At 60.9% G+C, this 22,639-nt stretch carries 23 protein-coding genes and 1 tRNA gene; 16 read left to right on the top strand and 8 right to left on the bottom strand.

Annotated features, from left to right (window positions below; genetic code table 11):
* Positions 1-127 precede the first annotated feature (127 nt).
* The 5 genes from raiA (at position 128) to HB376_RS16825 (ending at position 4,200) form a co-directional block, all read left to right on the top strand.
* A complete protein-coding gene (gene raiA / locus HB376_RS16845) occupies positions 128-487 on the top strand; it encodes a ribosome-associated translation inhibitor RaiA (protein ID WP_213764789.1) in 360 nt (119 codons plus the stop codon).
* A 404-nt stretch (positions 488-891) separates the two neighbouring features.
* Positions 892-1,383 carry a PTS IIA-like nitrogen regulatory protein PtsN gene (gene ptsN, locus HB376_RS16840; RefSeq protein ID WP_165086018.1) on the top strand — a complete coding sequence of 164 codons (492 nt, stop codon included), beginning with the start codon at positions 892-894 and terminating at the stop codon, positions 1,381-1,383.
* A gap of 186 nt (positions 1,384-1,569) precedes the next feature.
* Entirely contained in the window at positions 1,570-2,538 is a 969-nt protein-coding gene (gene hprK / locus HB376_RS16835; RefSeq protein WP_213764788.1) for an HPr(Ser) kinase/phosphatase, read from the top strand.
* 97 nt (positions 2,539-2,635) lie between these two features.
* Positions 2,636-3,532: an RNase adapter RapZ gene (gene rapZ, locus HB376_RS16830; protein WP_213764787.1), complete on the top strand. Its 897-nt coding sequence runs from the start codon at positions 2,636-2,638 to the stop codon at positions 3,530-3,532.
* Positions 3,533-3,567: 35 nt separating this feature from the next.
* The gene (locus HB376_RS16825; protein WP_213764786.1) at positions 3,568-4,200 is read left to right on the top strand and encodes an LON peptidase substrate-binding domain-containing protein; all 633 of its coding nucleotides are present in this window, start codon (positions 3,568-3,570) and stop codon (positions 4,198-4,200) included.
* Positions 4,201-4,224: 24 nt separating this feature from the next.
* Here the strand turns inward: HB376_RS16825 and mutY are convergent, their stop codons facing one another.
* On the bottom strand, positions 4,225-5,283 hold the full coding sequence (gene mutY, locus HB376_RS16820) for an A/G-specific adenine glycosylase (protein ID WP_213764785.1): 1,059 nt from the start codon (positions 5,281-5,283) through the stop codon (positions 4,225-4,227).
* A 4-nt stretch (positions 5,284-5,287) separates the two neighbouring features.
* Complete coding sequence (gene mutM, locus HB376_RS16815; RefSeq protein WP_213764784.1) at positions 5,288-6,118, bottom strand: bifunctional DNA-formamidopyrimidine glycosylase/DNA-(apurinic or apyrimidinic site) lyase; 831 nt, start codon at positions 6,116-6,118, stop codon at positions 5,288-5,290.
* Positions 6,119-6,203: 85 nt separating this feature from the next.
* Between mutM and HB376_RS16810 the strand changes: the two genes are divergently transcribed.
* The 8 genes from HB376_RS16810 (at position 6,204) to hisC (ending at position 13,431) form a co-directional block, all read left to right on the top strand.
* Positions 6,204-8,072 carry a tetratricopeptide repeat protein gene (locus HB376_RS16810; protein WP_213764783.1) on the top strand — a complete coding sequence of 623 codons (1,869 nt, stop codon included), beginning with the start codon at positions 6,204-6,206 and terminating at the stop codon, positions 8,070-8,072.
* A 59-nt stretch (positions 8,073-8,131) separates the two neighbouring features.
* The gene (gene lolB / locus HB376_RS16805; protein ID WP_213764816.1) at positions 8,132-8,704 is read left to right on the top strand and encodes a lipoprotein insertase outer membrane protein LolB; all 573 of its coding nucleotides are present in this window, start codon (positions 8,132-8,134) and stop codon (positions 8,702-8,704) included.
* Between the two features lie 16 nt (positions 8,705-8,720).
* Complete coding sequence (gene ispE / locus HB376_RS16800) at positions 8,721-9,641, top strand: 4-(cytidine 5'-diphospho)-2-C-methyl-D-erythritol kinase (RefSeq protein ID WP_213764782.1); 921 nt, start codon at positions 8,721-8,723, stop codon at positions 9,639-9,641.
* A 55-nt stretch (positions 9,642-9,696) separates the two neighbouring features.
* Positions 9,697-9,773 (top strand) — tRNA-Gln (locus HB376_RS16795).
* 48 nt (positions 9,774-9,821) lie between these two features.
* Positions 9,822-10,775: a ribose-phosphate pyrophosphokinase gene (locus HB376_RS16790; protein ID WP_213764781.1), complete on the top strand. Its 954-nt coding sequence runs from the start codon at positions 9,822-9,824 to the stop codon at positions 10,773-10,775.
* Between the two features lie 156 nt (positions 10,776-10,931).
* Positions 10,932-11,561 carry a 50S ribosomal protein L25/general stress protein Ctc gene (locus tag HB376_RS16785; protein WP_213764780.1) on the top strand — a complete coding sequence of 210 codons (630 nt, stop codon included), beginning with the start codon at positions 10,932-10,934 and terminating at the stop codon, positions 11,559-11,561.
* Between the two features lie 144 nt (positions 11,562-11,705).
* A complete protein-coding gene (gene pth, locus HB376_RS16780) occupies positions 11,706-12,314 on the top strand; it encodes an aminoacyl-tRNA hydrolase (protein ID WP_213764779.1) in 609 nt (202 codons plus the stop codon).
* A gap of 52 nt (positions 12,315-12,366) precedes the next feature.
* A complete protein-coding gene (hisC, locus tag HB376_RS16775) occupies positions 12,367-13,431 on the top strand; it encodes a histidinol-phosphate transaminase (protein ID WP_213764778.1) in 1,065 nt (354 codons plus the stop codon).
* A 46-nt stretch (positions 13,432-13,477) separates the two neighbouring features.
* On the opposite strand, the gene HB376_RS16770 is transcribed toward hisC, so the two are convergent.
* The 3 genes from HB376_RS16770 to rsmD all read right to left on the bottom strand — a co-directional run bounded on the left by HB376_RS16770 (position 13,478) and on the right by rsmD (position 15,189).
* On the bottom strand, positions 13,478-13,735 hold the full coding sequence (locus tag HB376_RS16770; RefSeq protein WP_213764777.1) for a YfhL family 4Fe-4S dicluster ferredoxin: 258 nt from the start codon (positions 13,733-13,735) through the stop codon (positions 13,478-13,480).
* Positions 13,736-13,824: 89 nt separating this feature from the next.
* On the bottom strand, positions 13,825-14,331 hold the full coding sequence (gene coaD / locus HB376_RS16765) for a pantetheine-phosphate adenylyltransferase (protein WP_213764776.1): 507 nt from the start codon (positions 14,329-14,331) through the stop codon (positions 13,825-13,827).
* Between the two features lie 180 nt (positions 14,332-14,511).
* Entirely contained in the window at positions 14,512-15,189 is a 678-nt protein-coding gene (rsmD, locus tag HB376_RS16760) for a 16S rRNA (guanine(966)-N(2))-methyltransferase RsmD (protein ID WP_213764775.1), read from the bottom strand.
* A 916-nt stretch (positions 15,190-16,105) separates the two neighbouring features.
* Between rsmD and ftsY the strand changes: the two genes are divergently transcribed.
* On the top strand, positions 16,106-17,170 hold the full coding sequence (gene ftsY, locus HB376_RS16755; RefSeq protein WP_255631392.1) for a signal recognition particle-docking protein FtsY: 1,065 nt from the start codon (positions 16,106-16,108) through the stop codon (positions 17,168-17,170).
* A 45-nt stretch (positions 17,171-17,215) separates the two neighbouring features.
* On the opposite strand, the gene HB376_RS16750 is transcribed toward ftsY, so the two are convergent.
* The 3 genes from HB376_RS16750 to HB376_RS16740 are packed head-to-tail and all read right to left on the bottom strand — an operon-like array spanning position 17,216 to position 19,188.
* Complete coding sequence (locus tag HB376_RS16750; protein ID WP_213764774.1) at positions 17,216-17,827, bottom strand: LysE/ArgO family amino acid transporter; 612 nt, start codon at positions 17,825-17,827, stop codon at positions 17,216-17,218.
* Positions 17,824-18,468, bottom strand: coding sequence for a maleylacetoacetate isomerase (maiA, locus tag HB376_RS16745; protein WP_213764773.1), 645 nt, complete (start codon positions 18,466-18,468; stop codon positions 17,824-17,826). The genes HB376_RS16750 and maiA overlap by 4 nt, the downstream gene beginning before the upstream one ends.
* 21 nt (positions 18,469-18,489) lie before the next feature.
* Positions 18,490-19,188, bottom strand: a complete 699-nt coding sequence (locus HB376_RS16740; RefSeq protein WP_213764772.1) for a fumarylacetoacetate hydrolase family protein — start codon at positions 19,186-19,188, stop codon at positions 18,490-18,492.
* Between the two features lie 378 nt (positions 19,189-19,566).
* On the opposite strand from HB376_RS16740, the gene ybiB reads away from it, so the two are divergent.
* Together ybiB and leuA are read left to right on the top strand one after the other, a co-directional pair.
* Positions 19,567-20,526: a DNA-binding protein YbiB gene (gene ybiB, locus HB376_RS16735; RefSeq protein WP_213764771.1), complete on the top strand. Its 960-nt coding sequence runs from the start codon at positions 19,567-19,569 to the stop codon at positions 20,524-20,526.
* Positions 20,527-20,979: 453 nt separating this feature from the next.
* Entirely contained in the window at positions 20,980-22,638 is a 1,659-nt protein-coding gene (gene leuA / locus HB376_RS16730) for a 2-isopropylmalate synthase (protein WP_213764815.1), read from the top strand.
* Position 22,639: the final 1 nt, after the last annotated feature.

Genomic DNA, 22,639 nt, shown 5'->3' with positions numbered 1-22,639 from the left:
GAGCGAGCTGGCCGATGCGTTTTCCCGTTCCGTACCACCGTTCAACAGAATGGACACGTGCGGGCAAGCAGCGGCCGGTTTGAGTAGCGTGATAGCGTCCAGGCGGCCATTAGCTTGGAGAGCAACTATGAATCTGCAGATCAGTGGACACCATCTCGAATTGACGCCTGCGTTGCGAGAATATGTGATCACCAAACTGGATAGAGTGCTGCGGCACTTCGATCAGGTGATCGACGGCAGTGTGGTCCTCTCGGTCGACAATCATAGGGAAAAGGAAAAGCGGCAAAAGGTCGAAATCAACCTGCATCTGAAGGGCAAGGACATTTTCATCGAGAGTTGTGACGTTGATATGTACGCGGCCATCGACCTGATGGTCGACAAGCTGGACAGGCAAGTGCTGCGCCACAAGGACAAGATCCAGGAGCATGCGCACGCCACAATGAAGTACGGACACGAACCGCAGGAGAGCGAAGTTCCGGCGCCGTGAGGTACCGTGAGTGGTTAGAGGAATGATTCAAATGGGGTGAACGGCGCATCGGCTGGAGGTTTTTTCGATGCGCCGGATTCCGGAGCAATGTGGACCGGAGCCCATCAGTCCGATAGTCGGCACGAGCCGCCTGAAAGCAGGCGGCTTTTTTTGTCACCGCCGGTTTCGGGCCGTTTTTTGCAGCAACAGGGGTGAATTGAGGCATGGCATCAACCGTTGCGTTATGCGCAACAAACGCATTCAGCGTATGGCGCGCCGCACCATCGCTGATTGCGCTGTTCTATAATGGTCCGGTTAGTTTGAGTACCGGGATTGTTAATCGGAGTGAAGCGAGACTTTGGTCTGCCGCGCATTCCTTACCAAAATCGCCGTGAGCGTTTCGTGCAAGTTCTGCAGCCGCCACGATGAGGAGAATTCAGGCCACGCATCTGCCTGCCAACATGAATCGTTTAGCCAAATTTCTTCCCCTCGAAAATGTCGTCCTCGGACTGTCCGTCACCAGCAAGAAACGTGTATTCGAGCAAGCGGGCCTGATCTTCGAGAACCAGAACGGCATTGGCCGCAGTATCGTCACCGACAATCTCTTCGCGCGCGAGCGCCTTGGCTCGACCGGTCTCGGCGAAGGCGTTGCCATTCCCCACGGACGCATCAAGGGCCTGAAGCATCCGCTCGCCGCCTTCGTGCGCCTGGCTGAGCCGATCGCGTTCGAATCGCCGGACGGGCAGCCCGTGTCGCTGCTGATCTTTCTTCTTGTTCCCGAACAGGCCACGCAACAGCACCTCGAAATCCTCTCGGAAATAGCGCAGTTGCTGTCCGACCGGGATGCACGCGAACGCCTGAATACCGAAGAAAACCGTGAGGCGCTGTATCAGGTGCTCACGCAATGGCAGCCCTAAGCTCTTTGAGCCGGGCCTCGTGCTGGACTTGAAGCCGGACTCGGCGCGAGAGACCAGGCCGAACGGCCCTCTCGCGCCGGCGGCCCTTCTAGCGCACAATCGGTCCTATTGAGCGAAGCATTGAAGAGACCAAACCCGGCTCTTCAATTGCTCCATGCTCGCGGCCTCTCTCGGAGTTCCGGCCTCATGGATACGTCCAGCATCAACGCCCAGAGCATTTTCGACGACAACGCAGCCACACTCAAACTGAGCTGGCTGACGGGTCACGAAGGCTGGGAGCGCGGTTTTTCGACCGAAACCGTTGCCAATGCAACGTCAAGCGCCGATCTCGTCGGGCACTTGAACCTGATTCACCCCAACCGCATCCAGGTACTCGGCGACGCCGAAATCACCTACTACCAGCGTCAGTCCGACGAAGACCGGTCGCGCAACATGGCCGAACTGATCGCGCTGGAACCGCCTTTCCTGGTGGTCGCGGGCGAAGTCGGCGCGCCGCCTGAACTGGTTCTGCGCTGCACCCGCTCGTCCACGCCACTCTTCACCACGCGAATGTCCGCGGCGGCAGTAATCGACAGCCTGCGTCTTTATATGTCGCGGATTCTTGCTCCGCGCGCCACGCTGCACGGCGTGTTCCTCGACATCCTCGGCATGGGCGTGCTGCTGACCGGCGACTCCGGTCTCGGCAAAAGTGAACTCGGGCTCGAGTTGATCAGCCGCGGTCACGGTCTTGTCGCTGACGACGCCGTAGACTTCGTGCGCCTCGGTCCGGATTTTGTCGAAGGCCGATGCCCGCCGCTGCTGCAGAACCTGCTTGAAGTACGGGGTCTGGGCCTGCTGGATATCAAAACCATTTTTGGTGAAACCGCCGTTCGGCGGAAAATGAAGCTCAAGTTGATCGTTCAGCTTGTGCGTCGTCCGGACGGTGAATTTCAGCGGCTGCCATTGGAAAGCCAGGCTGTCGACGTGCTCGGCCTGCCGATCAGCAAGGTCACCATCCAGGTGGCGGCCGGCCGGAATCTGGCCGTGCTCGTGGAAGCGGCGGTGCGCAACACGATCCTGCAACTGCGGGGTATCGACACGCTCCGTGACTTCATGGATCGTCAGCGCCTTGCAATGCAGGACCCCGAAAGCCAGTTCCCGGGCAAGCTGATCTGACGGGTCGAACTGGCAAGACCGGCGGCCTCCAGACTCAGCCGCCGCCCGGACCCGAATTTTCTGCGTGCTTTTATCTCGAGCGAACGAGTCCCTATTCATGCGCATCATTCTGATTACCGGCATCTCCGGCTCCGGCAAATCCGTCGCCCTGAACGCGCTCGAAGACGCCGGCTACTATTGCGTCGACAACCTGCCCCCGCGATTCCTGCCCGAGCTCGCGGCGTATCTCCACAGTCAGGGGCAGCCGCGTCTGGCCGTTGCTATCGACGCACGTTCGAGCCGTTCGCTCGACGAAGTGCCCGCCATCATCAAAGATCTTTCGCAAGCGTTCGACCTGCGCGTGCTGTTTCTCAATGCCAGTACCCAGTCGCTGATTCAGCGCTTCTCCGAGACGCGCCGCCGTCATCCGTTGTCGGGTTCGTCCAATCAGGACGCCGCTGTGGGCCTGCTGACGTCGCTGGGCGAAGCGATCGAACGCGAGCGCGAACTTGTCTCGGGACTCGCCGAATTTGGCCATCAGATCGACACCAGCAATCTGCGGGCGAACGTGTTGCGCGCGTGGGTGAAGAGTTTTATCGAACAGGAACCGGCCGGGCTGACGCTGATGTTCGAATCGTTCGGATTCAAGCGCGGGGTCCCGCTCGACGCCGATTTTGTCTTCGATGTCCGTACGCTCCCGAATCCCTACTACGATCACGAACTGCGGCCGCTGACGGGCCTGGACCAACCGGTTATCGATTTTTTGTCCGCCCAGCCGATGGTCCACCAGATGATCGACGACGTGGGCACGTTCATCGGCAAATGGCTGCCGCAATTTCGTGACGACAACCGTAGTTACCTGACGGTTGCAATCGGCTGCACGGGTGGCCAGCATCGCTCGGTATTCATCGCCCAGGCGCTCGCCGCGCGCTTCGGGGACAAGGCCAATGTGATTGTGCGGCACCGCGACGCACCCATCGCTGTGGATGGACACGTCGCGCCCTTGCAAACCTGATCGCCTTCGGGCGGCCTTTTTTAAAGAAGCGCGCGATGTCCACCAATCCCCTTCTCGCCGACCTGCCGCTGTTTCCGCTGCATACCGTGTTGTTTCCGGGCGGCCATCTTCCCCTGAAAATCTTCGAAGCCCGCTATCTCGACATGGCGCGTGCGTGCTTGCGCGAAAGCACGCCGTTCGGCGTGTGCCTGTTGAAAAGCGGTAATGAGATCGCGTCGCCGGGGGACCCGTCGGTGCCCGAGAGCATCGGCTGCCTGGCCGAGATCACGCAATGCGACGTGGACACGTTCGGCATGCTGCTGGTCCAGGCGCGCGGGACGACACGCTTTCGACTGTTGTCGCATCGCGTGGAGCCGAGCAATTTGCTCGTGGGCGTAGCCGAAATCATTGGCGACGACACGCCGCTGGACGGCACGGAAGCGTTGGTGAAGTTTGGGGCGTGCGCGGAGGTGCTGGAGCGGATTATCGATGCAATCAAGGCGCGCGAGCCGAAGGACCTGCCGTTCACCGAGCCCTTCCTTCTCGACGATCCGACGTGGGTATCCAACCGTTTATCCGAGATCTTGCCGATCCCCATGCGCGCCCGGCAAAAGCTGATGGAGCTTGAAGACGCGGCCGCGCGGATCGATGTCGTGCATCACTATATGCAGCAGCATCAACTGCTTTGACGTTGCTTTAGCATCTTGCCAATATCAAATCAGCGATCCCTGCAGCGCATCAAGCAGTTTGCGGACGGGCGCAGGCACACCGTACGCATCGATATTCGCAAGCGGCGCCCACACGGTGCGGTTATCGGCGGCATCAGGCACGCCGTTCGCCTGCCCGAGACGCGGCTCGATATCCAGTTTGAAATGCGTGAACGTGTGCGTGAAGGGAGTCAGCCGCTGAAGCTCGGCCGACCCGCCGAAGCTATGTGAGACCGCCGCGAGCGCGTCTTCATCCTCTGCTTCCGGCAGGCTCCATAGACCGCCCCAAATACCCGTCGGCGGGCGTTTTTCAAGCAAGACACTATCGCCGTCCTGTAGCACCAGCATCCAGGTCTTGCGTGTCGGCACCGTCTTTTTCGGGCGTGATGCGGGCAATTCCTTTTGCCGTCCGGTCACGTTCGCCACGCAATCGGCGGCAAACGGGCAGCGCGCGCAATCCGGCTTGCCACGCACGCACAGCGTGGCGCCAAGATCCATCAAACCCTGCGTGTACGCGGTGACTTCGTCCTTGTGCGCGGCGTCGGGAAGCAGCGATTCGGCCAGTGTCCACATCGTGTTTTCCACGCGCTTTTCGCCCGGAAATCCGTCGATGCCAAACACCCGCGCGAGCACCCGCTTTACGTTGCCATCGAGAATCGTCGCGCGCGCGCCGAACGCGAACGACGCAATGGCCGCCGCCGTCGAACGACCAATACCCGGCAGTTCAGCCAACGCATCGACGCTGCGGGGAAACTCGCTGCCATGCTCCGTCGATACAACAAACGCGCATCGATGCAGATTCCGCGCGCGCGAGTAGTAGCCGAGGCCGGCCCAGAGCGCCATGACGTCGTCGAGCGGGGCGAAGGCGAGCGCGTTCACGTCAGGGAAACGGTCGAGAAAACGCGCGTAGTACGGAATCACCGTCGATACCTGCGTCTGCTGCAACATGATTTCTGATAGCCAGATGCGGTAGGCATCGCGCGTGTTTTGCCACGGCAAGTCGTGACGGCCGTGAACACGTTGCCACGCGATCAGGCGCGTGGAGAAGTCGGTGAGCTGGAGCATGGGGCTAGCGCTGGCAGCGCGGGCAAAAGTACGTGGATCGCTGGCCTTGCACGATTTGTTTGATGGCCGTTCCGCAAACATGGCACGGCAAGCCCGCGCGATCATAGACGAAATAATCGAGCTGGAAATAGCCCGACTCGCCATTGCTTCCCACGAAATCGCGCAACGTGCTGCCGCCCTTTTCGATCGCGGCGGCAAGCGTGGTACGCACGGCGTCGGCGAGGAGATCGTAGCGCACGAGCGACACGCGCCCGGCCGCGACCGTGGGCCGAATACCCGCTCGAAACAGGCTCTCGGACGCGTAAATGTTGCCCACGCCCACAACCATCGTGCCCGCGAGCAAGGCCTGCTTGACGGACACCTTGCGCCCGCGCGTCTGCCGGTACATCAGCGCGCCGGAAAATTCGGCGGTGAATGGCTCTACGCCCAGGCCGGCCAGCAGCGGATGGTCGAGGACATCGCCATCTGCGCGCGAATGCCAGAGCACTGCGCCAAAGCGCCGCGGATCGCGAAAGCGCAAAATGAAATCATCGAAGATCAGGTCGATATGATCATGCTTCGCCGCATCTGGCGGACGCGGCACGTTACGCAGTACCCGTAGCGTCCCCGTCATGCCCAGATGCACGATCAGCCAGCCTTCGGAGGTTTCGAACAACAGGTACTTGCCGCGCCGCTCGACCTTCTCGATTTTCAGCGCCTTCATCGTCTTCGCGAGATGCGGCGGAATGGGCCAGCGCAGCGCCGGTGTACGGACATCGACACGCTCAACCCGGCGTCCGGTAACGAACGGTTCGATCCCGCGTCGGGTTACTTCGACTTCCGGCAACTCTGGCATGGTTTACTGGTCTGTAACTTGCTGTGGGATGTGCGCGTATTGTAGCGAGCGCGTTACAATCGACTGAAACATTGATCGGATTTCCATGAACTTGTCCTTCGTAAAGTTGTTTTCGAAGCAGCGTGCAGCGACCGCTCAAACGAGCGCCGCACGCGGTAAGCCGGTCTACCCGAGCAAGCTCGCGGCCGCAGTGGCGTTCGCGGTGGCGGCGTTTGCGCTTGCGCCTGCCTACGCGCAGAGCCCCGCGCAACTTCCTTCACCCGATGACGACCAGTCCGCCATCAGCGCAGCGGACCTGATCACCGCGCCGCCCACGGGCAAGGAAGTACAGGACTTGCCGAATGTGGCTGCGTCCAGCCAGATCGTGTTCCAGGTGCTCGCAGCGGAAGTCGCGTTGCAACGCAACCAGGCAGCGCCCGCCTATCAGACTTATCTCGCCCTCGCGCGCGACACGCACGATCCGCGCTTCGCGCAGCGCGCGACCGAGATTGCGATTGCCGCACAAAGTCCCAACGACGCGCTGACGGCCGTTCAGCTTTGGCAGCAATTCTCACCGAATTCGGAACGCGCGGCGCAGTTGAGCGCGTCGCTGCTGATCCTCTCCGGCAAGCCCGACGACGCCAAGCCGATCCTCAACACCGAGCTCGCAAAAGTGCCCGCGGAGCAGCGTGGCGACGCGATCCTTTCGCTGCAGATCCTGCTCTCTCGCGGACCGAATCGCGTGGGCGGATTGAATGTGCTGAAGGATCTGGTCAAGAACGACATGGACCGGCCCGAAACGCAACTGGCGCTCGCCCGGCAGGAAATTGCCGCCGACGACCAGCCGGGCGCGAAGGCATCGCTTGAACAAGCGCTGAAATTGAAGCCCGACTATTTGCCTGCTGCGTTGACGCTGGCTCGCATGGGGCCGAACGAACGCGACGAAGGTATTGCTTCGTTCGAGAAGTACCTCGAGAAGGATCCGAAGTCGCACGACGCGCGGCTTGCGCTGGCGCAACTGTATTTGTCGGCGGATCGTCTCGACGACGCGCAGAAGCAGTTCGAAATCATGCGCAAGAACGATGCAAAAGATCTCACGCCGCTAATGGCGCTCGCGCTGATCAATATTCAGAAGAAACAGCCGGACAAGGCGCAGGATTACCTGAAGCAGTACGCGGCGGCGGCTGAAAGCACGCCGGGCGCCGATCCGGGACAGGCTTATATCTATCTCGCGCAGTTGTCGCTGGAAAAGAAAGACGACGCGGCCGCGAACCAGTGGCTCGACAAGATTCCGCGCGCGAGCCAGCAGTATCTGCCGGCACAGGTCACCCGGGCGCAGATCCTTGCCTCGGAAGGCAAGGTCGACGACGCGCGCCAGTTGCTGGGCAGCCTGCAGACGTCGGACCCTCGCGACCTGGCGCTGCTCGCGCGTACGGACGCCGCCATGCTGTTCCAGGCGCAACGGTATCCGGAAGCGGAAGCGGCGTTGTCGAAGGCATCGACTGCATTCCCCGATGACCCGGACATTGCCTACGACTACGCCATGGCGGCCGAGAAGAACGGCCATTACGACACCATGGAAGGGCAGTTGCGCAAGCTGATGAAAGAGCAGCCGGACAATGCGCAGGCGTATAACGCGCTCGGCTATTCGCTCGTCGATCGCAACGAGCGTCTGGACGAGGCTGAGAAACTGATCGAGAAAGCGGTATCGCTTGCGCCGAACGACGCATTCATCATGGACAGTCTCGGCTGGGCGAAGTATCGGATGGGCAATTCCACGGAAGCTGCCAGCATCCTGAAGAAAGCCTACGACCTGCAGCCGAACGCCGAAATTGGCGCTCATCTCGGCGAAGTGCAGTGGAAGTCGGGGCAGCAGGACCAGGCGCGTAATACATGGCGCCAGGCGCAAAAGCTCGAACCCGGCAACGACACATTGTTGAAAACGCTCAAACGATTCCAGGTGAACGACCTTTGAACTTGATTGCAACGAATTTCCTGAGCGGTCAGCGCGCGCGTCGCGGCGCGCTGGCGCTGATGGCAGCGGGTGTAGTGGTGGTGTCGGGGTGCGCGATCAAACCGCGCGTGCCGACAACGTCAAATGCAGCAACCGAGGTGACTGCGCAGACCAGTCGCGCTTACCACGGCCGGTTCGCGGTCCAGTACAACGACCAGAACGGCCAGCAGCGCAACGCGTACGGCAACTTCGACTGGCAGGAAACCGGAGACACCGTCACGCTGCAATTGCGTAATCCACTTGGGCAAACGCTGGCTATCGTGACGTCGTCGCCGTCTTCGGCCACGCTCGAACTACCGAATCGCGACCCGCAGACCGCCGATAATGTCTCCCAACTGATGAGCAACACGCTGGGGTTCGCTTTGCCGGTGGAAGGCTTGCGGTACTGGCTGCAGCCCTCGCCTGCGCCCACCTCGCGAGCGCGCACGACCATGGATTCGTCGTCGGAAAATGGCCGTCTGAAGGAAATCAAGCAGGACGGCTGGACCATCGACTACCTGGCCTACGCCGACGCGCCCGCAACCGGCGTGAAACGCCTGAATCTGTCGCGTGCCGAACCGCCGCTCGACATCAAGCTCGTCCTCGACCAGTAACGCTTAGTCCAATCACATGCAGTCATCTTTATCGAGTTCGTCGCGGGGCCCAGCGCGTCCGCTGGCCGATGCATCCCTGCGCGACTGTCTCGCGCCGGCCAAACTCAATCTGTTTTTGCATATCACCGGGCGCCGACCGGACGGTTATCACGCGTTGCAGACGGTGTTCCAGTTGCTCGACTGGGGCGACCGCCTGCACTTCACCCGTCGTGACGACGGCGTGATCGCGCGAAAAACCGATGTCCCTGGCGTGCCGGAAGCGGATGACCTTGTTGTACGTGCCGCGCGTCTGTTGCAGTCGACAACAGGCACCCCCCTTGGCGTAGACATAGAAATTGATAAAATACTGCCCATGGGCGCCGGTCTCGGCGGCGGAAGTTCTGACGCCGCGACTACGCTGCTGGCTCTGAATCGCTTATGGGGCTTGGATCTATCGCGAGAAGCGTTGCAGGACCTGGCGCTGAAACTGGGCGCGGATGTGCCGTTTTTTGTGTTTGGACGGAATGCTTTTGCGGAAGGTGTCGGTGAAACGCTGCAGGTGGTCGATCTACCGAAGCGTTTCTTCCTGGTGGTGACTCCTGCTGTGCATGTTCCAACCGCTGCGATTTTTTCAGAGAAAGGGTTGACGAGGGACTCAAAAGTCCTCACAATTACGGACTTCCTTGCACAACATAGTTCTGACGCAGATTGGCCTGACAGCTTCGGCCGAAATGATATGCAGGCAGTTGTGGTTGAGAAGTACGCGGAAGTAGCCAAGGTGATTGAGTGGTTTTCGAATCTTTCACCTGCGCGAATGACCGGATCTGGAGCGAGCGTGTTTGCCGCTTTTCGTAGCAAAGCCGAAGCTGAGATGGCGCAAGCCAAACTCCCGGCAAGCTGGAAAAGCAAAGTGACCGAAAGTCTGGATTCGCATCCTCTCTTCACTTTCGCGTCGTAAAGTTTCGTTTTGACGGGTTTGTCCTACACTACCCGGCAAAACTCAAAGTTAGTGTAGGGGAGTCGCCAAGTTGGTTAAGGCACTGGATTTTGATTCCAGCATGCGAAGGTTCGAATCCTTCTTCCCCTGCCATAATTTCTCGCGTTTTTCCTCTCGCCCCAGCCAAGAAACAGGTGCACGATGAGCAGTGACGGCCTGATGGTATTCACTGGCAACGCGAATCCCGCGCTTGCACAGGAAGTCGTCAAAATCCTTGGAATCCCGCTTGGCAAGGCAATGGTTAGCCGTTTTTCCGACGGCGAGATCATGGTCGAGATCCAGGAAAACGTGCGCGGTAAAGACGTGTTCGTGTTGCAGTCCACCTGCGCACCGACCAACGACACGCTCATGGAACTCATGATCATGGTCGATGCGCTCAAGCGCGCATCCGCTGGCCGGATCACTGCAGCCATCCCGTATTTCGGTTATGCCCGTCAGGATCGCCGGCCACGTTCGGCTCGCGTCGCCATCTCGGCGAAAGTCGTGGCGAACATGCTGGAAATCGCGGGCGTGGATCGTGTCATCACCATGGACCTCCACGCCGACCAGATTCAAGGTTTCTTCGACATCCCGGTCGACAACATCTACGCCACCCCCGTGCTGCTCGGCGACCTGCGCAAGCAGAACTACGAGAACCTGCTGGTGGTGTCGCCGGATGTGGGCGGTGTGATCCGCGCCCGGGCATTGGCGAAGCAACTGAACACCGATCTCGCGATCATCGACAAGCGTCGCCCGAAGGCGAACGTCGCTGAAGTGATGAACATCATCGGTGAAGTGGAAGGCCGCACGTGCGTGATCATGGACGACATGGTCGACACCGCCGGCACGCTCTGCAAGGCAGCACAGGTTTTGAAGGAACGCGGCGCGACGAAAGTGTTCGCGTATGCCACGCATCCCGTTTTGTCCGGTGGCGCAGGCGAGCGGATCGCGGCGTCGGAACTCGACGAACTCGTCGTTACCGACACCATCCCCCTCTCCGAAGAAGCACGTGCCTGTACCAAGGTGCGTATTCTGTCGAGCGCGGGATTGCTGGCCGAGACGTTCTCGCGTATCCGTCGCGGCGACTCGGTGATGTCGCTGTTCGCGGAAGGTTAAAAAGTATTTGCGGTTTAGCGGGGGGTCAAAGCTCTGCTGAACCGCGTAATCGGTTCAGGCGAACGAAGGCCTGAATCGCTGCTCTGGGGCTGAACGCGAACACGCGGACAGCCCCGTTTTCACTGCCTGGTCGCGGGCAGATTACGGAGTTGCATCATGAAAGTAGTCGCTTTTGAGCGCAATCTGCAAGGTACGGGTGCGAGCCGCCGCCTGCGTAACTCGGGCAAGACCCCGGGCATCGTATATGGCGCGAACGCTGAAGCTCAGGCTGTTGAGCTCGATCACAACGCCCTTTGGCACGCGTTGAAGAAAGAAGTGTTCCATTCGTCGATTCTCGATCTGGAAATCGCTGGCAAGTCGCAACAGGTTCTGCTGCGCGACGTGCAATACCATCCGTTCAAGCAAATGGTTCTGCACGTTGACTTCCAACGTGTCGATTCGACGAAGAAGCTGCACACCAAGGTACCGGTGCACTTCTTGAATCAAGAAACGAATCCGGCTGTGAAGATCGGTGGCGCGGTGATCTCGCACGTTCTGAATGAAATCGAAATCGAATGTCTCCCGGCCGATCTGCCGGAATTCGTCGAACTCGATCTGGCGAAGATTGAAGCCGGTCACACGCTGCACGTGAAGGACATCGTTTTGCCGAAGGGCGTGGCGCTGGTCGCTCACCTCGACGCAGAAAACCCGGTGATCGCTTCGGCGACCATCCCGGCTGCCGTCGTGTCCGACGAAGCTGCTTCGGGCGCTGCTGCTCCGAGCGAAGGCGCCAAGCCGGCTGCATAAGTCTGGCTAAAGCCTGTCCGCTTGAGTCCGCTCTGGGTCTGCCCACAAGAGCGGACGAAGTGACCCGCCGTTGCTCTGCTCCGGCGGGTTTTTTTTTGGCCTTTTTCTGGTGCGGCTGACGTTGCTACGCCGCCAAGATTGAACATGATCAAACTGATCGTCGGGCTCGGCAATCCGGGCGCCGAATACACCGCGACCCGTCACAACGCAGGCTTCTGGTTCGTCGATCAACTGGCGCGCGACGCCGGTGCGTCGCTACGTGACGAGCGCCGGTTTCACGGTCACTATGGCCGTGGCCGACTCAATGGCCAGGAGATTCATCTGCTCGAGCCGCAGACCTTCATGAATCGATCAGGACAATCGGTCGTGGCCGTGGCGCAGTTCTTCAAGATTTTGCCCGACGAGATTCTGGTCGCGCACGATGAACTCGATCTGCCGCCCGGTACGGTGAAGCTGAAGCTTGGCGGCGGCAGCGGCGGGCACAATGGCCTGAAGGACATTTCCGCGCATTTGTCGGTGCAACACTATTGGCGGTTGAGGATCGGCATCGGGCATCCGCGTGATCTTATTCCCGAAGCCTCGCGGGCCGGTGCGAAACCGGATGTAGCGAATTTTGTGCTGAAACCGCCGCGTCGTGAAGAACAGGACGTGATCGATGCATCGATAGAACGCGCCCTCGCCGTCATGCCGTTCGCGATCAACGGCGAGATGGAGCGCGCGATGATGAATCTGCATCGCAACGCGCAGCCGTAAACCCGCGGCATCCCGTCCCGTGCGGACATCAGGGACAATTAAGGAGCGAATCTTGAGCCGTTTCTGGAGCGATATCGTCAATAAGCTGACGCCGTATGTGCCGGGCGAACAACCCGCGCTGGCGCGTCCCGTGAAGCTCAACACGAACGAGAATCCCTATCCGCCCTCACCGCGCGTCGTCGATGCAATCCGTCGCGAACTCGGCGAGGACGGCGACTCGCTCCGCAAATATCCCGATCCGACAGCGCATGCGTTGCGCGCGGCTATCGCGCAGCATCACGGCTTGCGCGAGAGCCAGGTATTTGTCGGCAATGGCTCGGACGAAGTTCTCGCTCACACGTTCCAGGCGCTGCTCAAGCACGACAAGCCGATCCGTTTTCCCGATATCACGTACAGCTTTTATCCCGTGTATGCGCAGTTATATGGCGTAGCGGTAGACGTTGTGCCGCTCAACGCGGATTTTGGTATCGATGTGGACGACTATCGCGCGCCCAACGGCGGCGTGCTGCTGCCCAATCCGAACGCACCGACGGGCCGCGCGTTGCCGCTCGCCGAGATCAAGGTGCTGCTCGCGGCGAATCCGGATTCGGTTGTGGTAATCGACGAGGCGTATGTGGATTTCGGCGCGGAATCGGCAGTGGCGCTTATCGATGAAAATCCGAATTTGCTGGTCGTGCAGACGTTGTCCAAGGCACGTTCACTGGCGGGCATGCGGGTGGGATTTGCGCTCGGACACGAAGCGTTGATCGAGGCGCTGACACGCGTGAAGGACAGCTTCAATTCATACCCGCTCGACCGGCTGGCGCAAGCCGCGGCAATTGCGGCGGTTGAAGACGACGACTGGTTTCGCGAAACCTGCGCGAAAGTGATCGCCAGCCGCGAACGGCTGACGGCGGACTTGCAGGCGTTGGGCTTCGATGTGGTGCCGTCGGCCGCGAACTTCGTATTCGCGCGCCATCCGGAACACGATGCGGCGACGCTGGCCGCACGCTTGAAAGAGAAAGAGATTTTCGTGCGGCATTTCAAGCTGCCGCGAATCGATCAGCATTTGCGGATTACTGTCGGCACCGATGCCGACTGCGACGCATTGCTGGCAGCGCTGCGGGCATTGCTCTGAGGCCGCGCGCGTAAAGGGTGCTTGATGTTTGATGCTTGACGTTAAATCAAGCGCCCTTCGCTTTCATCAACCCGTGATATTTCGTCATCAACTGGATGGCGTTTTCCTCATGTGCCGGATCGCGCGGAATGCAATCGACCGGGCACACTTGCTGGCATTGCGGTTCGTCGTAGTGGCCGACGCATTCGGTGCACTTGTTCGGGTCGATCACGTAGATATCGATACCCATCGAGATGGCGTCGTTCGGGCACTCGGGCTCGCACACGTCGCAGTTGATGCACTCGTCGGTAATGAACAGGGCCATGCTTTACTCTCTTCGCCCGGCATTTCAGCCGGCTTTTGCAGTGCCCGCGCGACCTGATGAGAGCGCGCGTTAGTGAACGCCTGAAACGCTCACGGCACCGATGACGGGTCTGGCGCAATCGGACCAACCTTGTCCTGCAAGCGCTTTTCCACCGATGGGAAAACGAACTTGCTGACGTCGCCGCCGAGTTGCGCGATCTCGCGCACGATCGTGCCCGAGATGAATTGATATTGATCCGATGGCGTCATGAACATCGTCTCGACGTCGGGCAGCAGATAACGGTTCATGCCCGCCATCTGGAATTCGTATTCGAAGTCGGAGACTGCACGCAGGCCCCGCACGATCACGCGCGCGTTGTTCTTGCGCACAAAATCCTTCAGCAGCCCCTTGAAGCTCATTACCTGCACGTTCGGATAATGGCCCAGCACATCATGTGCAATATCCAGCCGTTCCGCCAAACTGAAAAACGGCTTCTTGTTCCGGCTATCTGCGACTCCGACCACCAGCGTATCGAAAATACTCGATGCACGTCGCACGAGGTCTTCGTGACCGCGCGTGAGCGGGTCGAACGTTCCGGGATAAACGGCTACAACCATGGGGCATCTCCTCTTCTGATACTTCTTCTGGTATGTCTTTCGCTACAGATTGGGCCGCCGCTGGTATCGACAAGACCCAAAAATTTCTCCGATACCCCGTCGCCCACCAAGCCCGCTACGTCCATCACGCCCCGTCCGCAGTCGGCCGGGCCTCGCCTGGCCAGCATTTGGGAACGCGCATTATTCCTCATTTTCGCGCCGCAGCAAATGATAGCGGACCGCACCAGCCTTGCCTTCGCGGGTAATCGCCCATCCGGACAACGCCGGCGTTTGCGCAGGATCGACCGGTTCGCCCGATTCGACGTACAGCGCGCCGCCCGGCGACACCAGCGGCACAGCCAGTTCAATGGCGCGCTGGAGCATGGCGGTATCGCCGAAAGGGGGATCGAGGAACACGACATCGAAGGAATTCGCCGCGAGCCCCCCAGCAAGACGCAGCGCATCCGCTTCCACGATTTCAATGTTTTTCGCGGCCAAGCGCGTCTGGTTCGCCTTCAGTTGCGCTACTGCGCGGCCGCTGCGCTCCACCATGAGCACGCGTAGCGCGCCGCGCGACGCCGCTTCGAAGCCCAATGCGCCGCTGCCGGCGAAGAGATCGAGGCAGCGTTTACCGTCGAGCGACTGGCCCAGCCAGTTGAACAGCGTCTCGCGGACCCGGTCGGGCGTCGGACGCAAGCCGTCCAGACTCAGAACGGGTAGCGGCGTGCGCTTCCATTCGCCACCAATGATTCGGATTGAATTTGCCTTGCCGCCGCGCGATGGCGCCGCTTCGCGGACTTTCGGAGCGCGTCCGGCGTTGCGTTCGCGATTTCGCTCGGGATTTCGCTCTAATGCGCGGGTGATCGAGGAACGGGACATGGACGTGCGTGGGGCGTGATAGAGGCGGCGGGATGATCCGCGCGGCTTGGGTGAGAACGTGATCGGATTGCAACAATTCGCTTGTCGCCGATGCGGGCACGTTACCACAGCCCGCCGCTCCCGATGCAGGGGTTCGCCGTCGGGCCGGACACTACATCGGTGCCGGCTGATAAAATACGCGTCTTTCGCCCTTTTTGCGCACACGCCCGGCTCTTCCCGCTGTTTCCGGCGGTCTTTCGCGGCACGGCAGCCATCGTCACCTTTGCGTTTGTGCGTTGTTTGCGTTTTTGCGCTCGTTCGACGCAGGAACGCGATTGCGACGGCATCGATAAAACGCGCCACCCCACCACTGCAGACCATGTTCAGCTTTTTCAAACGATTAATAGGCAAACCGACCGACGCCGATACCGATACGCCAGCGGAAAACGAAGCCGAGGATGCTGCCGAGGCGCGTTCCGAGGACGCTGCAGGGCTCCGGCACGCGAGTACGCCTGTGACGCCGGCGCAGCCGGTGGAAATCGCACGGGAAGGCGCTGCGGCAGCGGATCGGGCTTCGGAAACGCAACTACGCGGAACGGGATTGAGTGCTGGTGTACCGGGGACGCCGGATGCGCCTGCGATTGGGACGAAGGGCACGGCTGAAACCGGGTCATCCGGCGTGTCTGTGGAATCGCGTGACCGGTCCGCGCGTCCGGCTGCCCCGGGCGAATTGGGTTCGGGATCGGTTTCAGCTTCAGCTTCATCGGCGGATTCGGCTCAGAGCGCGCCTCACGCCTCGGAGTTTCCGATCGATAACGGAGCGCCCGCAGGCACGGCAGCGTCTTCTGCGTCGAGCGCTACTACGCCGGTTACGCCAGCGCAACCGGCCACGGTTGGCCAGCCGACGCGGACGGAAGCCCCCGGTGCGGCGGCGCCGCTGCCGCAGACCCCGCCTGCGAGCGCAACGCCCCAGCCGCCAAGCCCCGCCGCAACCACCGCACCAGAAGCCAAGCCGTACTGGCAAGGCCGCACGGCATCGCAATGGAAAGCGCCGGCAGAAACCGTCGAAATCGTGCCGCCGCCGGAGCCGGAACCCAACGCGAAGCGTTCGTGGCTCACGCGCCTGAAAACAGGCCTGTCGAAGACCAGTTCGGGCCTGACGGGGATTTTCATCGGCGCGAAGATCGATGAGGATTTGTATGAGGAACTCGAAACGGCGTTGCTGATGTCAGATGCCGGTGTCGATGCCACCGAATATCTGCTTGAAGCGTTGCGTGAAAAGGTGCGCAGCGAACGGCTCACTGATTCGATGCAGGTCAAGGCCGCGCTGCGCTCGTTGCTCGCCGACCTGCTGCGGCCGCTCGAGAAGTCGTTGATGCTCGGTCGCGCCCAACCGCTCGTGATGATGATCGCCGGCGTGAACGGCGCGGGCAAGACCACGAGCATTGGCAAGCTGGCCAAGCATTTGCAGCGCTTCGATCAGACCGTGCTGCTCGCCGCCGGCGACACCTTCCGTGCTGCCGCGCGCGAACAGCTCACGGTTTGGGGGCAACGCAACAACGTGACGGTGGTATCGCAGGAAAGCGGTGATGCGGCCGCCGTGATCTTCGACGCGGTCGGCGCCGCGCGTGCCCGCAAGATTGACGTGATGATGGCCGACACGGCGGGCCGCCTGCCCACGCAACTCCACCTGATGGAAGAACTGCGCAAGGTGAAGCGCGTGATTGCCAAGGCACAGCCCGATGCCCCACACGAGGTGTTGCTGGTCATCGATGCAAACACGGGCCAGAACGCACTCGCCCAAGTGAAGTCTTTCGACGATGCACTGGGCTTGACGGGTTTGATCGTGACCAAACTCGATGGCACGGCGAAGGGCGGCATTCTCGCGGCAATCGCGCGGCAACGGCCGATTCCGGTGTACTTCATTGGCGTGGGCGAGAAAGTCGAGGACTTGCAGCCCTTCAGCGCCGACGAATTTGCGGACGCTTTGCTCGGAAGTTAAACCGGCGCCGCGGCCTGGCGTTCAGCCAGACCGCGGTCGCGCGTGCTACCGGGACACGATCAGCGCTCCGGCAATCCACCACATCACAATCCCCACGATCACATCGAGCACTCTCCACGAGATATCTTTCTCGAACAGAGGCTGGAGCAAGCGCGCACCGAACCCGAGCACGGTGAACCAGATGATCGACGAACACATTGCCCCTGCCGCAAACCACGCGTTTCCCGGCCAGCCGTACCGGGCGCCAATGCCGCCGAGCAGCACGACGGTATCGAGATAAACGTGCGGATTCAGCAGCGATAAAGCGAGCACTGTTGTTATCGCTTTTAACGCCGTCTGCGATTCGCCGTTCTCTGCGTGTAAATGTCCCGGCCCCTTCCACGCCGCGTGAAAAGCCCGCAGACCGTAGAGAAACAGGAACACCGCTCCCGCCCATCGAATCACCCCAAGCAGCACCGGCGCTCGCTCAATGAGCGCCCCCATCCCTCCGATACCCAACCCGATCAGCAATACGTCGATCAGCGCGCAGATAAAAACGACCCAGCCCACGTGCCGCCGTTTCAAGCCTTGCCGCAACACAAAAGCGTTTTGAGCACCAATCGCGATAATCAGACTTGCGCCAAGCCCGGCGCCGGATAAAAAAACAGCAGTCGTCATTCGGCGTCCGGTTGTTGTCCGGGCGCAGCACGCGCGAACGCATCGATTTGCGCAGCGTGATCGGCGATACGTTCGATCGTCGGATAACGGCTCATATCGATATTAAAACGCCGCGCGTTGTACACCTGCGGCACGAGGCACAGATCCGCGAGCGTGGGGGTATCGCCGAAACACAGCCTGCCCACGCGCGAGTCGTTCGCGAGCCGCTTTTCAAGCGACTCGAAACCCGATTCGAGCCAATGCTGGTACCACGCGTCTTTCGCTTCACCGGCGACCTTCAGCGTGTGCTTCAGATACTTGAGCACGCGCAGGTTGTCGATGGGATGAATTTCGCACGCAATCTGAAGCGCAACCGAACGAATGAACGCTCGATCCAGCGGCGTACCCGGCAATACCGTAGGCTCGGGATGCGTCTCTTCCAGATATTCGATGATCGCAAGTGACTGCGTGAGCACGTTGTCACCGTCGATAAACGTCGGCACGATGCCGTCTGGATTCAGCTCGCGATAGTCCGGCTTCAGTTGTTGCCCGCCGTCGCGCAGAAGATGAATCGGAGCGTATTCATAGGCGAGCCCTTTGAGATTCAGCGCGATACGCACGCGATACGCCGCCGAGCTACGAAAATAGCTGTATAGCTTCATGGGTCCCCTCCGTTTTTATAGTCAGACCACGCGCACGGAGAACTCTCCGATTCCTTCGACACCGCCCTTCATCAGGTCGCCCTTCTGAATGGCGCCGACGCCTTCAGGCGTGCCGGTGAAAATCAGGTCGCCGGGGAACAATTCGAATAGCGTGGACAGATACGCGATCGTGTCACCGACCGACCAGATCAGTTGCGAGATGTCCGATCGCTGTTTCTCTTCGCCATTGACGGTGAGCCAGATCGCGCTTTTTTCCAGATGCCCGACCTTCGCGACTGGATGGATCGGACCCAGCGGCGCCGAATGATCGAAGCCCTTCCCCGTGTCCCACGGACGGCCCAGCTTCTTCGCTTCGGCTTGCAGATCGCGACGCGTCATGTCGAGACCGAGCGCGTAGCCGTAGACGTAATCGAGTGCCTTCTCAGCGGGAATGTCTTTGCCTTGCTTGCCGATGGCCGCCACGAGTTCCATCTCGAAGTGGACGTTCTTCGACTGCGACGGATACGGGAATTCGCCGGTTGCACCGGGCGCGACGTACAGCACGGCGTCGGCGGGCTTGGCGAAGAAAAACGGTGGTTCACGATCGGGGTCGTGGCCCATCTCGCGCGCGTGCGCCTCGTAGTTCCGGCCGACACAATAAATCCGGCGAACGGGAAACTGGTCGCTGGAACCGACAACTGGCACCGCGACCGCGGGTGCCGGAGCGAATACGTGACTCATTGCGTTTTCTCCTGTTTGATGAAGCATCGACCTGGACCTCAAGTTTAACGTGCGCCGTTACGCATCGCGATTCGGCTGAACGGCCTATGCGCCCCAGGGCATCGCGTGGCAAAGCACACAGGAGCACGCCCCACGGTCTGCGATTCCCATGGGCGGTCCTAAGTCCATAAGCCCATCAGCCCATAAGCCCACGACCCTCGAACAAATGAGCAGGCAAGCGCCCCGAAAACCATCCGCCGAGCCGCCCCGCGACTTGCAAGCCCGGCTCAAATGCGGTACTGAATGTGATTCCTGCATTTCCATAATTGCAGCGGCCGAGTCTGCACAAGGCGATGCGATTGAACACCTCTTGCGCAAACCGGCCGCTCTAACCAATCAATGACCGACAAAGCCCCTTTCCCGTGCGCCCGTTTCATCAAGGAAATCGGCCGCGGGCCAAACGGCGCGCGAGCGCTGACCCGCGAGGACACGTACGCCCTATACGAAGCGATGCTCGATAACCGCGTCTCCGATCTCGAACTCGGCGCCGTGTTGCTCGCGTATCGGGTGAAAGGCGAGACGGCCGCAGAACTGGCCGCGATGCTGGCGGCCGCGCATCGCTCGTTCGAACCGTTGCATATCCAGAACGGCCGCGACCACGCGCGCCCCGTCTCCATCCCCACCTACAACGGCGCGCGCAAGCAGCCGAACCTGACCCCGCTGCTGGCGTTGCTGCTCGCACGGGAAGGCGTGCCGGTGCTCGTGCATGGCGTAACAACTGACCCTGGCCGCGTAACGAGCGCGGCGATTTTCGCCGAGCTGGGCATTCCGGAATCCACATCCCACGATGAAATCGAGGACAACCTCGCCTCGCGCCGGCTGGCGTTCGCGCCGATCGTCGCGCTCGCGCCCAAGCTCGCGCGCCTGCTTGCGATCCGGCGGATCATGGGTGTGAGAAATTCCACCCATACGCTGGTCAAGATCCTGCAACCGTTCGCACAGCCCGGTTTGCGGCTGGTGAACTACACCCATCCGGAGTATCGCGAGAGCCTGACGGGACTGTTCACCGAGCATCCCGATGCAGCCGCCGGCGGCGCCCTGCTCGCACGCGGGACAGAGGGCGAGGCGGTAGCAGACACGCGCCGGCAGGTGCAGGTGGACTGGTTCCACGACGGCCACACAGAAACGCTGATATCGGCGGAACGCTCCTCGCCGGACGCGCCCGTGGTGGCGTTGCCCGAGGCTCTCGATGCGGCGACCACGGCCCGCTGGATCGAAACCGTGCTGCGCGGTGAAGCCCCTATTCCGCCCGCGCTCGCGCGTCAGGCGGAGTTGATTGCGGACATTGTGAGGCGGTAGGGCATTCTTCAGTCGAGAACCGTTTCGGTTGACAACGGCGCACGCGGTGCGCTAATGTAAAGAAATGAGCTTTACCCAATTCCCCTCCCTTCGAATTACTCAGGGTCGCCTAGCGCGGCCCCTATCGCTACGTCTAGCGTAAGTCGCTAAACGTGGCGCCGCGCGTCCCTCGCGCGGTCCCGCCCGCAGTTTCGTAGTTCCCCTTTTGTAGCTCCCTTTTCACCACCCGTAGTCGTCTGCTTTCGTCCGTTCATCCACGGCACGAAAACGCGAGGATCACATGCACGCTGCTTTTGCATCGTTCACGTTCGTCACCGGCGTCACCCACGCCATGGGACATCGCGAACCTGACCAGCACGCATCGGAACGATGCCGGCAAGCCGCCGGCCACGCATCCGCCTCGCAACGACTGCGCTTTCACGCGTACAACGCGTTCAGCCGAGGCCCACGATGATGATGCGCAACCCTTCCGAGAAATATCTCCCCTTCCCCCAGGTCAACCTCAACGGCCGCCGATGGCCCACCCGCACGATCGAGCGCGCGCCCATCTGGATGAGCACCGATCTGCGTGACGGCAACCAGGCGCTGATCGACCCGATGAGCATTGACGCCAAGCTCGAATTCTTCGAGATGCTGGTGGCGGTAGGTTTCAAGGAAATCGAAGTGGGCTTTCCGTCGGCATCGCAGACGGATTTCGACTTCGTGCGCAAGCTGATCGTCGAAAACCGCATTCCCGCCGATGTCACCATTGAAGTGCTCGTGCAGTCGCGCCGCGAACTGATCGAGCGGACCTTTGAAGCAGTGGAAGGCGCGTCCCGGGTGATCGTGCACCTGTACAACGCGATCGCTCCGTCGTTTCGCAAGATCGTCTTCGCGCAGTCCAAGGAAGAGACCAAGGCGCTCGCCGTGGAAGGCACGCGCATGATCAAGGAGTGCGCGGCCGCGCGCCCCGATACACACTGGATCTATCAGTATTCGCCGGAAACGTTCAGCATGACCGAGCTTTCGTTTTCCCGCGAAGTCTGCGACGCCGTCGCGCAAATGTGGCGTCCCACGCCCGACCACAAGATGATCGTGAATTTGCCGGCCACCGTGGAGGCGGCCATGCCGAACGTGTTCGCCGATCAGATCGAGTGGATGGATCGCAACATGAGTTTCCGCGACAGTATCGTGCTCTCCGTGCATCCGCATAACGATCGCGGCACGGCGGTCGCCGCCGCGGAACTTGCGATCCTTGCCGGTGCGGATCGTGTGGAAGGCTGCCTCTTTGGCAACGGCGAGCGCACGGGCAACGTGGATCTCGTCACGCTTGCGATGAATTTGTACACGCAGGGTATCGACCCGGGTCTGGATTTTTCGGATATCGACGGCGTGCGCCGCGTGGTCGAGCGCTGCAACCAGATTCCCGTGCATCCGCGTCATCCGTATGCCGGCGATCTCGTGTTCACGGCCTTTTCCGGCTCGCATCAGGATGCCATCCGCAAGGGTTTTGCCCAGCGCGAAGCGGACACGGTATGGGACGTGCCGTATCTTCCCATCGACCCAGCCGATCTCGGCCGCAGCTACGACGCCGTGATCCGCGTGAACAGCCAGTCGGGCAAAGGCGGCGCGACGTATCTTCTCGAACGCGGACTGGGCTTCACGCCGCCGCGTCGCGTGCAGATCGAATTCAGTCACGCCGTCCAGAAAGTCGCCGACGCCTCCGGCGCGGAAGTCTCCGGCGAAGCCATTTGCGCGTTGTTCAAGCGCGAATACTTCGACGCACAAGGGCCGGCGTCGCGGGCAGATGCCTCGACCCTGCACTTCGATGGACGCCACGTGAAGCTGCCTGTATCTGCGGTTGCCGACGAAGCGCACGCGCAGGCCGTCGCTGCGGCAGTAGCCAGCGTGGCGGGTATCGCGATCGAGGTGACATCGTTTGAAACCGCCGCGACGGCGAAGGGCGAGACGGCGGTGTTCATCGGCTGCCGAATCGGCGATCAACCGATGCGATTTGGCGTCGCGGTGCATGCGAACGCGGTTCAGGCAGCCACCAACGCCATTGTCAGCGCGGTAAATCGCGCGCGCTGGGCCGGACGCAAGGAAGTGGAAAGCGAAGCGGTAGCGGCGTGAA

Source organism: Caballeronia sp. dw_19 (assembly GCF_018449515.1).
Classification (GTDB): Bacteria; Pseudomonadota; Gammaproteobacteria; order Burkholderiales; family Burkholderiaceae; genus Caballeronia.
Note: the sequence above shows the minus strand (reverse complement) of the source record. Positions and strands in the feature narration are given on the sequence as shown.

Excerpts from the sequence above, each read along its gene's own strand:
- raiA (WP_213764789.1), top strand. The coding sequence starts at position 128 with ATGAATCTGCAGATCAGTGGACACCATCTCGAATTGACGCCTGCGTTG.
- ispE (WP_213764782.1), top strand. The coding sequence starts at position 8,721 with ATGCAGTCATCTTTATCGAGTTCGTCGCGGGGCCCAGCGCGTCCGCTG.
- HB376_RS16750 (WP_213764774.1), bottom strand. The coding sequence starts at position 17,827 with ATGACGACTGCTGTTTTTTTATCCGGCGCCGGGCTTGGCGCAAGTCTG.
- mutM (WP_213764784.1), bottom strand. The coding sequence starts at position 6,118 with ATGCCAGAGTTGCCGGAAGTCGAAGTAACCCGACGCGGGATCGAACCG.
- ptsN (WP_165086018.1), top strand. The coding sequence starts at position 892 with ATGAGGAGAATTCAGGCCACGCATCTGCCTGCCAACATGAATCGTTTA.
- HB376_RS16810 (WP_213764783.1), top strand. The coding sequence starts at position 6,204 with ATGAACTTGTCCTTCGTAAAGTTGTTTTCGAAGCAGCGTGCAGCGACC.
- coaD (WP_213764776.1), bottom strand. The coding sequence starts at position 14,331 with ATGGTTGTAGCCGTTTATCCCGGAACGTTCGACCCGCTCACGCGCGGT.
- ybiB (WP_213764771.1), top strand. The coding sequence starts at position 19,567 with ATGACCGACAAAGCCCCTTTCCCGTGCGCCCGTTTCATCAAGGAAATC.
- HB376_RS16790 (WP_213764781.1), top strand. The coding sequence starts at position 9,822 with ATGAGCAGTGACGGCCTGATGGTATTCACTGGCAACGCGAATCCCGCG.
- HB376_RS16825 (WP_213764786.1), top strand. The coding sequence starts at position 3,568 with ATGTCCACCAATCCCCTTCTCGCCGACCTGCCGCTGTTTCCGCTGCAT.
- lolB (WP_213764816.1), top strand. The coding sequence starts at position 8,132 with ATGGCAGCGGGTGTAGTGGTGGTGTCGGGGTGCGCGATCAAACCGCGC.
- rapZ (WP_213764787.1), top strand. The coding sequence starts at position 2,636 with ATGCGCATCATTCTGATTACCGGCATCTCCGGCTCCGGCAAATCCGTC.
- HB376_RS16740 (WP_213764772.1), bottom strand. The coding sequence starts at position 19,188 with ATGAGTCACGTATTCGCTCCGGCACCCGCGGTCGCGGTGCCAGTTGTC.
- maiA (WP_213764773.1), bottom strand. The coding sequence starts at position 18,468 with ATGAAGCTATACAGCTATTTTCGTAGCTCGGCGGCGTATCGCGTGCGT.
- mutY (WP_213764785.1), bottom strand. The coding sequence starts at position 5,283 with ATGCTCCAGCTCACCGACTTCTCCACGCGCCTGATCGCGTGGCAACGT.
- rsmD (WP_213764775.1), bottom strand. The coding sequence starts at position 15,189 with ATGTCCCGTTCCTCGATCACCCGCGCATTAGAGCGAAATCCCGAGCGA.
- hprK (WP_213764788.1), top strand. The coding sequence starts at position 1,570 with ATGGATACGTCCAGCATCAACGCCCAGAGCATTTTCGACGACAACGCA.
- HB376_RS16785 (WP_213764780.1), top strand. The coding sequence starts at position 10,932 with ATGAAAGTAGTCGCTTTTGAGCGCAATCTGCAAGGTACGGGTGCGAGC.
- HB376_RS16770 (WP_213764777.1), bottom strand. The coding sequence starts at position 13,735 with ATGGCCCTGTTCATTACCGACGAGTGCATCAACTGCGACGTGTGCGAG.
- pth (WP_213764779.1), top strand. The coding sequence starts at position 11,706 with ATGATCAAACTGATCGTCGGGCTCGGCAATCCGGGCGCCGAATACACC.
- leuA (WP_213764815.1), top strand. The coding sequence starts at position 20,980 with ATGATGCGCAACCCTTCCGAGAAATATCTCCCCTTCCCCCAGGTCAAC.